Source organism: Muriicola soli (assembly GCF_004139715.1).
In the GTDB taxonomy this organism is placed as follows: Bacteria; Bacteroidota; Bacteroidia; order Flavobacteriales; family Flavobacteriaceae; genus Muriicola; species Muriicola soli.
This window is the reverse complement of record NZ_CP035544.1, coordinates 2,183,465-2,195,027: the sequence shown is the minus strand read 5'-3', so window position 1 is coordinate 2,195,027 and position 11,563 is coordinate 2,183,465. Positions and strand designations below refer to the sequence as shown.

Sequence of the window (11,563 nt, the reverse complement as noted above, 5' to 3'; positions counted from 1 at the left end):
CACTTTACTCCTATATAACACTCCAATGATAAAAAACCCTACCGTTGGTCGATATTTTTTTATTCAATTCCTTGGGAAGGCCAATAATCAATGCGCTTAACCTAAATTCCATCAATTTGTTCCCTGAGGGTCTTCAGGGCCAAATGCATACGTTTTTCAATGGCCTTTACGCTTACACCTTCCATCTCGGCAATTTCTTTGTATTTCTTCCCGTCGATTCTATTGAGAAGAAAAACAGTGCGTTGGTTTTCGGGAAGGCTCTCAAGGGCCCGATCCAATTTTTGCTGAAATTCTTTTTCTTCCAAAAGGAATTCCGGCGATTCCTGTTTTCGATCTTTGGTCGCCTTTTCGGCGTATTTTAACCTTACTTTTTCTGCTTTCAGGACATTGAGATAGAGGTTGTTGGCTACCTTATAAACAAATGCTTTTGCTTTTTCAGGAGTCACCTTTGCACAGTTTTCCCACAACTTCACAAATGCCTCTTGCACAGCGTCATAGGCCTTTTCTTCATTCCCGTACTTATAATATATATAATTAAAGATCGTTTTAGAATTAGACTTGAAGATTGTGTTAAAGACCTGTTCTTCGCAAACATTATCCATATAGTGCCCCTCTTACTTAATAGATGAAAGCCAAAGATATTTTAAAAAAAATTAAAAATGGGGTAGGGTATTTCTATAAACAGCTGTTATATGTCTGTACGAACAACAAAAAAATCCAAATCGTTATGAAAAATGTTTTTAAGTTTTCAGTGTTTTCATTGCTTTTTATAGCAGCACTGACGTTCACTTCCTGTCAGGAAGAATTTGAAGAACTACCGCAGCCGGACGAGCAACAGACCATTATGGCCAGCTCATCAACGGCTTTACTTATTGAAAGGACAACATCGAATGATGGTTCCTATGACAATATTGTAGATAGTGCCAGCTGTTTTGCCCTAAACTTTCCATACACCGTTGAGGTAAATGGAATTCAGATCACTATCGATTCAAAAGAAGACCTTCATGTTATTGAAGAGATCTTTGATGCCATTGATGATGACGTAGACGTACTGGACATCATCTTCCCTATTACGATCACCTTCAGTGATTATTCTGAAGAGGTTATCAATAATATGGATGAACTGCGCGCACTGGCTGAACAGTGTATCGAAGGTGGAGATGATGATGATATTGAATGTATCGACTTCGTATATCCCATCACCCTGTTTACTTTTGATATCAATGAACAGCAAACCGGAAGTGTTACCGTAAACAGTGACCGGGAACTGAGATTGTTCTTCAAAGAGCTGGATGATGATGATCTGATCAGTATCGATTTTCCAATTACCCTGGAATTATACGATGGTACTCAGATGACAGTGAGGAGTAATGCAGAATTAGCTGCTGCTATTGAAAACGCCAAGGAAGCTTGTGATGAAGATGACGATGATGACTATAACGATGACGATTTTACCCTGGAGCGCTTTAACGAACTTATCACTGAATGCCCGTGGTTAGTCAATGAAGTGGAAAGAGATGCGGTTTCTCAGACCGATCAGTACTTTGAGTATTTGATGAACTTCACTGAGGACGGAGCAGTAACTGTTAGAGATAGAGTAGGAAATGTCCTGAACGGAACATGGAGTAGTCGTATTACCGATCACGGAATACTTTTAAATCTCGAATTTGATGTACTGGTCGATTTTACCCTGGAATGGTTTGTATATGAAATAGAGCCTGGAAAAATTAAACTGTTCGCAGAAGGTGGAAATAAGATCATCTTGAGATCTGTGTGTGATGTTTACGATGAGGAGCCCAATACCCTTAGAGAGATCTTATTAGAATGTGCCTGGGTGATCAAGAAGGTTAAGAATAACGGAGAGGAAATTGATCGTCTGCTCGGATATGAGTTTAAGTTCATGGCCGAAGGTGTGGTTACCCTGAGCAACGGAGTGAATACTTCTACAGGTTCCTGGGAAATTACAACCAATGCACAAGGACGCCTGGTAATGGCCCTGACTTTTGGAGAAGATCCCAATGATCCAGACAGATTAAATCCTAATCCTAATGAAGTTTATTTTGAATGGTTATTAAGTGATCTGAGAAATGACCGTTTAAAATTCGATATCGAGGGAACTGCCTATGAATTGATACTCCAGAGAGTGTGTGATGACACGCCTAATAATCCTGATGGTGATGTCCTTGAAATCAAAACCGCTATGATGGATGGAGAATGGATAGTTGCCCAGTACAAAGACGGTGAGGTAGATGAGACGCAAAACTATATGCCTTATACCTTTGGATTTGGAGAAGAGCATGTAATGAGCATCACTACCGGTCAGACAGGTGTAACCCAGGCAGGAGTTTGGAGAGTACTTCGAAATAGCGAAGGGAAGCTCAAAGTGTACCTCAATGCCGGGGTCGAAGGAGAGCTGATTGAACTTACAGACGACTGGGACTTTGTCTCCATGAGCTATAATGAAACAAACATGGAATACGACAGAATAGAACTGAAAAGTTATAGCAACTCAAATGCGAGCTATGATGTCTTGGTGTTCGAAAAACTGTAATTAGCTTATTTGTCCCCAATTCTTGATAAAAGGGTCACTTCAACCAGAAGTGGCCCTTTTTCTTTTATATTTCCTGCCACGGGCTTCTCTGATCCCGTTCCAATTGTTAAATTTGCATTCCTCTAAATAGTAAGTGGATATGTTCGATAATTTAAGCGAGAAACTAGATAAAGCCTTACACGTTTTAAAAGGTCACGGCCAGATCACTGAGATCAACGTCGCTGAGACTACTAAAGAAGTAAGAAGGGCTTTACTCGATGCTGATGTCAATTTTAAAATTGCCAAGGAATTTACCAACAAGGTAAAGGAAAAAGCCCTGGGCCAGAACGTCCTTACTACACTCCAGCCGGGACAGCTGATGGTGAAAATCGTCAAGGATGAACTCACTCAGCTCATGGGAGGCGATGCCGAAGGGATCGACCTCTCTGGTAATCCTTCAGTGATTCTTATGTCTGGTTTGCAGGGATCAGGTAAAACCACATTTTCAGGTAAACTGGCACACTATCTTAAAACCAAGAAGACCAAGTACCCTCTTTTGGTGGCTTGTGACGTTTACAGGCCTGCAGCAATTGATCAATTACACGTAGTAGGCGATCAGATAGGAGTACCTGTGTATTCCGATAAGGAAAACTCAGATCCGGTGGCCATAGCCAAGGCGGGGATCGCTCATGCCAAAGCCAATGGTCAGAACGTCGTCATTATCGATACCGCGGGAAGACTCGCAGTGGATGAGCGTATGATGACCGAGATTTCGGATATCAGAAAAGCTGTAGAACCCCAGGAAACACTCTTCGTTGTCGATTCCATGACCGGTCAGGATGCAGTAAATACAGCCAAGGCCTTTAATGATGTACTTAATTTTGACGGAGTAATCCTTACCAAACTCGACGGTGATACCAGGGGTGGTGCAGCCATTTCGATAAGGTCTGTAGTTGAAAAACCGATAAAATTTATCGGAACCGGTGAAAAAATGGACGCCCTTGACGTCTTCTATCCCGATAGGATGGCCGACCGGATACTAGGAATGGGGGATGTGATCTCCCTGGTGGAACGAGCTCAAGAGCAATTTGATGAAGAAGAGGCTCGGAAGATCCAAAAGAAAATCGCCAAGAATACCTTTGGTTTTGACGACTTCCTGAAGCAAATTCAGCAAATCAAGAAAATGGGGAGCATGAAAGATCTCATGGGGATGATTCCCGGTGCAGGTAAGGCGCTGAAAGGAATGGATATAGATGATGACGCTTTTAAACACGTTGAGGCCATTATCCATTCCATGACCCCTGTTGAAAGAGCCAATCCCTCAATGTTAGATGCAAGCAGGAAAAAGCGTATTGCAAAAGGGAGCGGCCGAACAGTTCAAGAGGTCAACCAATTGCTCAAGCAATTCAACCAGATGGGTAAAATGATGAAGATGATGCAAGGAGGCGGAGGGAAGAAAATGATGCAAATGATGAGTGGTCTCCGTGGTTAAGGTGTTCTATCGCTCAAGGCCCTTCTAATAGTTAAATAAAAAACATTCTAATTACGCAGGCATGGTCATATTAGACGGCAAAAAAATCTCCAACCAGATCAAGGATGAAATAGCAACTGAAGTTGCACAAATGAAGGAAAGGGGAGAGAAAGTGCCTCACCTGGCAGCAGTACTTGTTGGAAATGACGGTGCCAGCCTTACCTATGTAGGAAGTAAGGTGAGATCGTGCAAACGTATCGGCTTTGAATCTACTCTAAAACACTTACCTGAGGACACTACTGAAAAAGAGTTACTTAGATTGGTAAAAGACATCAATGATGATCCTGAAATAGACGGGTACATCGTACAGTTACCACTGCCCGAACACATAGACGAACAAAAAGTGTTAATGGCTGTAGATCCGGATAAGGACGTAGACGGGTTCCATCCGACAAATTTTGGAAAGATGGCCCTGGATATGGAAACCTTTATCTCTGCTACTCCCTATGGGATTATGGAACTTCTTCGTCGATACGAAGTGGATACCGAAGGAAAACACACGGTGGTCATCGGGCGAAGCCATATCGTGGGAAGACCCATCAGTATTCTGATGAGCCAGAAGGGTAAGGCTGCGAATGCCACCGTTACCCTCTGTCATAGCCGGACTAAAAATATTAAGGAGTTAACCCTGCAGGCCGACATTATTGTTTCAGCCCTGGGGGTGCCAAATTTTTTAAAGGCAGACATGGTAAAACCCGGAGCAGTGGTCATAGACGTGGGAATCACCCGCGTTGAAGATCAGACCAAAGAAAAGGGCTACTATATCACAGGTGACGTTGATTTTGAGAAGGTAAAGGAGAAATCCTCCTATATCACTCCCGTACCAGGTGGGGTTGGACCTATGACTATTGCTATGTTGTTAAAGAATACCTTGCTGGCAAGAGAAAGACACCGGGGGAAAGCCTAATTGTCATTCAAAGTTTTCAGGACCCGGTATTTTAACACTTTGGTTGTAACAATAGCAGTTCCTGAGAGTCAAATTAAAACGAACCAAATACAAATATTAAGATGAAAAAAGTAGTTTATGGCTTACTTGCTATTCTGGCGGTTGCATCCTGCAAGTCGGAAAGCAAAGAGGAAAAAGAACTCACCTCCGGGGTGTTGACACAATACATGGATACCCTGGTGAATCCGGGGGATAATTTTACAGCCTATGTCAACGGGACATGGATAAAAAACACACCCATCCCTGATGATAAAGCCAGTTATGGAGTTGGATATATCGTCCATGAGGAATCTGAAGACAATGTAAAGAAAATCATCGAGGAATCTTCTGAAGGCGACTTTGCCGAAGGTTCTGACGAACAGAAGGTAGGCGATCTTTTTAAGTCCTATACAGATTTTGAAACACGAAATGAAATTGGTGTTGCTCCTCTTCAACCCGAATTTGAGATGATCGATGCCATTGAGAACTACGATGAGCTCGCTACCTATTTTGCATATGCCAACAAAATGGGGATTAATGTGCCCCTTGGACTTTTTGTGTATCAGGACTTTAAGAACCCCACTATTTATACAGTGTATACCTGGCAATCGGGCCTTGGACTGCCGGATAGGGAATACTATCTGAAGGAGGATGACAGATCTAAAGAAATTCGTGCTAAATACCAGGATCACGTAGAAAAAATGATGGGGTTTGCCGGCTTGGCAGATGTCTCTGCATCGGCTGCTGCAGTTCTAGATCTCGAAACAGCCTTGGCTGAAAAACATATGGAAAAAGAGAAAACCCGAGACCTGGTTTCCCTGTATAACATGTTCCCCGTAGATACTCTTGGGAACATTATGCCAAACTTCAATTGGACCGCTTTTCTAAGTGAAGCCGGTCTGGCCGAACAGGACAAATTGGGCGTATTGATGCTCGATTATACCAAGGCGCTTGACAATATCATTTCTTCAACAGATCTGGATACCTGGAAGACCTATCTCAAATGGAGTGTGATTGACGCCTATGCCTCTAGACTGAATGAGGAAATGGATCAGCAGAATTGGGAATTCTATAGCAAGGAACTAAGGGGAACCAAGGAACAACGTCCTCTATGGAGGCGAGGTGTCTCTGTGGTTAATGGTACCATGGGTGAAGTGGTAGGTAAAGTTTATGTGAAAAAGCACTTCCCGCCTGAAGCTAAAGAGCGGATGGAAACCTTGGTTGAGAACCTGTTAAAAGCATACGAGGCGAGTATCAAAGAGCTCGATTGGATGAGTGATGAAACCAAAAAGGAGGCCCTGGACAAACTGAGTAAGTTCACGCCTAAAATTGGATATCCGAATAAATGGAAGGAGTACGATTTTGAGATCAAAGAAGACGATTTATTTGGCAATATGCAGAGATCGCAAATTTATGAGTATCAAAGGGAACTTGCGAAACTAGGACAACCTATAGACCGTGAAGAATGGGGGATGACACCGCAAACGGTTAACGCTTATTACAATCCAACATTAAACGAGATCGTATTCCCCGCGGCTATTTTGCAACCTCCTTTTTTCGATCTTGATGCTGACGACGCCGTAAACTACGGAGCTATTGGAGCAGTCATAGGTCACGAGATCGGTCATGGTTTTGATGACAGCGGAAGTACATTTGACGGGGACGGAGCGATGCGCAACTGGTGGACAGAGGCCGACAAGGAAGAGTTTAAAAAACGAACCGGGGCGCTTGTAGAACAGTACAATTCCTATGAAGTCTTACCCGACCTTAATATCAACGGCGAATTTACTTTGGGCGAGAATATCGGAGACCTTGGAGGATTAAGTATCGCACTAAAGGCCTACAAAATGTCACTTGATGGAGCTGAAGCACCGGTAATGGATGGTTTTACGGGAGAACAACGGGTATTTATTGGCTACGCTCAGGCCTGGAGATCCAAGGCGAGAGATGAAGCAATACGCGTTCAGATCAATACAGATCCACACTCTCCTGCCGACTTCAGGGTCAACGGGGTGGTACGAAATGTACCCGAGTTTTATACGGCTTTCAACATTAAGGAAGGGGATAGCCTTTACCTCGCTCCTGAAAAAAGAGTAAAAATCTGGTAAAGTTTATTGACTAAAAAAAGAAACCCTCCAATCGGAGGGTTTTTTCTATTGTGGTAAATCCCTTGTTTCATACTCCGCCTGGGTAGAATCATTCGGGGTAAGAATATCAATATCGCTTTCACCTTCGTCATTTGTACAACTCCAGGTGCAGATAATTGACAGGATCACCAGTAAGAAATAAATCACATAGGGACGTTTCATAGCTCAATAATTTAGTAGGCATGATTACCGAGTTACTGATTAATTAAAACGGTGAAAAAAACAGTTTGGTATTGGTGGCATTCTTAAAAATCGGTACCTTTTATCGAAAATATTTCGGTTAAATGAAACACATAACTCTTCTTTTCATCTGTATTTCGGTCTTATTGACAAGTTGTAATGACTCCTCGTCTACAGCAAAAAACAACACCATTTCCATATCTTTCTCTGATACTGAGAGCGAAACTGCTCTGGATGGTCGACTATTATTGATGCTGGCTAAAGACAATGAGGTAGAACCCAGGTTCCAGATTAATTCAGGGCTGGGAACCCAGTTGATCTACGGAATGAATGTCAACCAGATGCAACCGGGGCAGGCAACACCCTTCGATCCTGAGGCCTTTGGCTTTCCAATAGCCCAACTTTCAGAGATACCTGCAGGGGAATATTGGGTACAGGCCCTTTTACATGTATACGAGACCTTTGACCTGTCTACCGGCCATACCGTGAAGCTTCCGATGGATAACGGAGAAGGGCAACAGTGGAATAGATCACCCGGCAACCTGTACAGCAGTCCTGTGAAAATAACTGTTTCGGATAAGGGGATTGGCAATCTGGACCTGCTTCTCGATCAAAAGATTCCTCCTATTGAAGAACCGGAAGACACGAAATGGATAAAGCACATAAAAATAAAGTCAGACAAATTATCTGAATTCTGGGGCAGGGATATGTATCTGGGAGCTCATGTGCTGCTTCCCAAAGGCTTTGAGGAACATCCTGAGGCCAGGTATCCCCTGATGATCTTTCACGGGCATTTTCCGGCCGACTTTGGTGGTTTCCGGACACAACCGCCGGATCCAAATCTCGAACCCGAATACTCGGCCAGATTCGGTGTTGAAGGGTACAATATCATCCAGCAGCAGGAGGCTTTTGATTTTTACAAAAGGTGGAATGAACCCGATTTTCCGCGATTCCTGATTATCCAAATTCAACATCCAACCCCGTATTACGATGATTCCTATGCCGTAAATTCGGCCAGTCAGGGCCCCTATGGAGATGCGATCACCTATGAGCTCATTCCCCATATTGAAGAGCAGTTCAGGGGTCTGGGGGAAGGTTGGTCACGCTTTCTTTACGGTGGTTCTACCGGCGGCTGGGAAGCCTTGGCAGTACAGGTAAAGTACCCTGAGGAATTCAACGGATGTTTTGCCGCTTGTCCGGATCCTATCGATTTTAAAGCGTATTGCCTAACCGATATCTATGAGGACCAAAATGCGTATTTCTACGAAAGTGACTTTATAAATTTAGAAGTGCCGGCACACAGAGACTATTTGGGGCAGATACAGGGCACTGTGAGAGGGAATAATCACCTAGAGCTGGTCTTGGGTGATAAGTCGCGTTCAGGGCAGCAGTGGGATATTTGGGAGGCCACCTACTCTCCACAGGGAGACGACGGATATCCTCAACGCCTTTGGGATAAAATGACAGGAGACATTGATCATACTGTAGCTGAATACTGGAAAGAGAATTATGATTTGAGATACATCCTGGAACGCGACTGGGAAAATCTGGGAGAAAAACTCAAAGGAAAAATTCATATCTACTGTGGGGACATGGATAATTACTACCTAAATAACGCTGTTTATCGGATGGAGGACTTTCTTGAAAGCACTACTGATCCTTATTACGATGGGGAGGTGAAATACGGGGACCGGGCAGAACATTGCTGGAACGGGGATCCGGTTGAGCCCAATCACATTAGTCGTTTACGTTATAACAGCATGTACATCCCCAAGATCATGAAAAGAATAGCAGAATCTGCACCTGAGGGAGCTGATCTGAAGAGTTGGAGATATCGCTAGGGTTATGAAAAACACAACCAACAAGTTCGCCTTTATCGTATTCGCCATTATGGCGGTTTCTATTGGTTTGTATCCTTTGACCTACTTTATTATAGACAGGGAATTTGGCCTTTTGGCATCTAAAAGCGATGAGCTCTTATCGAACATTTTCTGGAATATTGGATTTTATGGTCATATCCTCTTGGGTGGACTGGCACTTATCATTGGGTGGATTCAATTCCTCAAGGAATTCAGAAACCGGAATTTAAAGCGACACAGGCTCATTGGCAGGATTTACATGATTTCTGTGCTCATTAGTGGAAGCTGTGGAATTTATATTGGTATGTATGCCACTGGCGGTCTGATTGCCTCTGCAGGATTCATTAGCCTGGGAATCCTTTGGTTATGGACCACCTATATGGCATACAGGGCCATTAGAAAAAATGACATATCGCTTCACCAGGGGTTTATGATTTACAGCTATGCCCTCTGCTTTGCGGCTGTAACGCTGCGTATCTGGCTTCCTTTGCTCACCGTGGTATTTGGTGAATTTATCACGGCTTACAGGATTGTAGCCTGGCTGTGCTGGGTTCCCAATATGATATTTGCATTTTTCTGGGTAAGGCGCAAAGGTCTTATCTTGGGTTAACCAATAAAGGAGCAGTAAGGAATGAAAGTGGGAAAGTATATTATTGTCATGGCTGTTGCCATGACGCTCTATGTAGTTGTGTCCTTGATTCTGGAAGGAGAAGTCACTGAGGCAATTCTTTTCAGGGAAGTTGGAGAGGGTTTTATCTTTGGAATTCTATACGGGGTATACCTCATTATTAGAAATCGTTTCAGAAAGAAGGAAAGATCCTGATCAGTCAAAAAAAATGCCCCTCCGATGAAGGGGCATAACCTTACGTGGTTAATTCTACTCAGGTTGCCTGCGAATGAACCGGAATTTTAGCTTTATTTTTTCTTAACCAGGCTTCAAAAGATTGAAGTTCAGGATTGAGTCTACGAGCTTCATCTACATTTCTCGCCTCGCGGAAAACAGATTCAAATTCGGTTTTAAACTGGTACATATTTCCCAAATCATCTGCTCCGGGAAAACCAAAGGACCGGTACATTTCAGGAGTTACAGCATTGTATTTTACCTTTTTGCCCAGTATTCTGGTGAATACTTCGGCCATTTCGCGGCCGCTGAGATGCTCTCCTGCAATGCCCACGGTTTTGCCTTTATAACTATTGGCGGCCTTAAAAATACCCATCGCGCATTTGCCGATATCGGCTACCGCAATCCCGGGCATTTTTGCATCTCCCATGGGAAACGTGATGGCCAGTTCCCCGTCCGGACCGTATTGTGGTTCAGCCCCGAAGTAAATAAAATTCTCCCAGAAAAAAGATGTCAGTAAGAAGGTGTAAGGAACACCGCCTCTTTCAAAATAAGTATTGGAAACACCCTTTGCATCGAAGTGGGGTACTTTGTATTTCTCCATAAGTGTAGGCATTCTGTCATCTGATAGGGGAACCCATTTTCTGGTATCTTCAAGGGTTGACCAAATAACATGTGAAAGATCAGCTTCTTTAGCGGCTTCCGCCATGTTCTGAGCATTCTTCATTTCTTTCTCGGGGGAGAAGTGTTCCCAGAAAAAAGTGACACAGAAGGCTCCATAAGCCCCTTTAAACGCTTCTGTAAGGCTCGATTTGTCAGAGATGTCGGCTTCGACAACTTCAGCTCCTTTTTCAGCAAGAGCCTTCGACTTTTCTGAATCAGAATTTCTGGTGATCGCCCTAACGGCAAACTCAGATGAAGGGTCATTTAGCAGTGCTGCGACAACTGCGCCTCCCTGGGCACCAGTTGCGCCTACGACGGCAATAATTTTCTTTTGTTTCATGATTGGGTTGTTTGTGATAGATAGACCCTATTAAGATACAAAAAAACGGACAGTTTTCTTATATTTTAAAATCATATACTCCTCAAAATCAGAAACTTGAATCGGCGTATTTTACTTTGCGAACAATTGCCCCATATCCTTGAAAGCTTTGAATTCCAGTGCATTTCCGGCCGGATCCAGAAAGAACATAGTAGCTTGCTCCCCAACCTCTCCTTCAAAACGCACATAGGGCTCAATGATAAAATGTATTCCTTTGGCTTTCAATTCCTTTGAAAATATTTGAAAGTCGTCCCAGGGCAGAACTACTCCGTAATGGGGTACAGGAACGTTTTTACCATCAACCGGATTGGTATGAATGTCTTCAGTTGACTTAGGCTTGTAGTGAATTACCAATTGATGACCAAAGAGGTTAAAATCTACCCAGTGATCGCTGCTTCGCCCTTCGGTGCAATTGAGGACATCCCGGTAGAAAGTTCGACAATCCTCAAGATTGTGAACAGGAATAGCGATATGAAAAGGAGTTATTGAAGACATAAATTAACAGTTG

11 protein-coding genes are annotated in these 11,563 nt (G+C 43.3%); 7 read left to right on the top strand and 4 right to left on the bottom strand.

Features of this window, described 5'->3' with window-relative positions; translation table 11 throughout:
- Positions 1-101: 101 nt before the first annotated feature.
- The gene (locus EQY75_RS09970; protein ID WP_129605496.1) at positions 102-602 is read right to left on the bottom strand and encodes an RNA polymerase sigma factor; all 501 of its coding nucleotides are present in this window, start codon (positions 600-602) and stop codon (positions 102-104) included.
- Between the two features lie 125 nt (positions 603-727).
- Between EQY75_RS09970 and EQY75_RS09965 the strand changes: the two genes are divergently transcribed.
- The 4 genes from EQY75_RS09965 to EQY75_RS09950 all read left to right on the top strand — a co-directional run bounded on the left by EQY75_RS09965 (position 728) and on the right by EQY75_RS09950 (position 7,094).
- Complete coding sequence (locus EQY75_RS09965) at positions 728-2,551, top strand: hypothetical protein (RefSeq protein WP_129605494.1); 1,824 nt, start codon at positions 728-730, stop codon at positions 2,549-2,551.
- A 139-nt stretch (positions 2,552-2,690) separates the two neighbouring features.
- Positions 2,691-4,022, top strand: coding sequence for a signal recognition particle protein (gene ffh / locus EQY75_RS09960; protein ID WP_129605493.1), 1,332 nt, complete (start codon positions 2,691-2,693; stop codon positions 4,020-4,022).
- 61 nt (positions 4,023-4,083) lie between these two features.
- Entirely contained in the window at positions 4,084-4,968 is an 885-nt protein-coding gene (gene folD / locus EQY75_RS09955; RefSeq protein ID WP_129605491.1) for a bifunctional methylenetetrahydrofolate dehydrogenase/methenyltetrahydrofolate cyclohydrolase FolD, read from the top strand.
- Between the two features lie 101 nt (positions 4,969-5,069).
- The gene (locus EQY75_RS09950; RefSeq protein ID WP_129605490.1) at positions 5,070-7,094 is read left to right on the top strand and encodes a M13 family metallopeptidase; all 2,025 of its coding nucleotides are present in this window, start codon (positions 5,070-5,072) and stop codon (positions 7,092-7,094) included.
- A 45-nt stretch (positions 7,095-7,139) separates the two neighbouring features.
- On the opposite strand, the gene EQY75_RS14000 is transcribed toward EQY75_RS09950, so the two are convergent.
- Positions 7,140-7,295, bottom strand: a complete 156-nt coding sequence (locus tag EQY75_RS14000; RefSeq protein WP_165200617.1) for a hypothetical protein — start codon at positions 7,293-7,295, stop codon at positions 7,140-7,142.
- 122 nt (positions 7,296-7,417) lie between these two features.
- Between EQY75_RS14000 and EQY75_RS09945 the strand changes: the two genes are divergently transcribed.
- From EQY75_RS09945 to EQY75_RS09935, 3 genes are read left to right on the top strand one after another with little or no spacing between them, the layout of a single operon-like run.
- A complete protein-coding gene (locus tag EQY75_RS09945; protein WP_129605488.1) occupies positions 7,418-9,154 on the top strand; it encodes an alpha/beta hydrolase-fold protein in 1,737 nt (578 codons plus the stop codon).
- Positions 9,155-9,158: 4 nt separating this feature from the next.
- Complete coding sequence (locus EQY75_RS09940) at positions 9,159-9,782, top strand: DUF2306 domain-containing protein (RefSeq protein ID WP_129605487.1); 624 nt, start codon at positions 9,159-9,161, stop codon at positions 9,780-9,782.
- Positions 9,783-9,803: 21 nt separating this feature from the next.
- Entirely contained in the window at positions 9,804-9,995 is a 192-nt protein-coding gene (locus EQY75_RS09935) for a hypothetical protein (protein WP_129605485.1), read from the top strand.
- Between the two features lie 58 nt (positions 9,996-10,053).
- Here EQY75_RS09935 and EQY75_RS09930 read toward each other — a convergent pair whose 3' ends face one another.
- On the bottom strand, positions 10,054-11,016 hold the full coding sequence (locus EQY75_RS09930; protein WP_129605484.1) for an NmrA/HSCARG family protein: 963 nt from the start codon (positions 11,014-11,016) through the stop codon (positions 10,054-10,056).
- Positions 11,017-11,127: 111 nt separating this feature from the next.
- The gene (locus tag EQY75_RS09925; protein ID WP_129605482.1) at positions 11,128-11,550 is read right to left on the bottom strand and encodes a VOC family protein; all 423 of its coding nucleotides are present in this window, start codon (positions 11,548-11,550) and stop codon (positions 11,128-11,130) included.
- Positions 11,551-11,563: the final 13 nt, after the last annotated feature.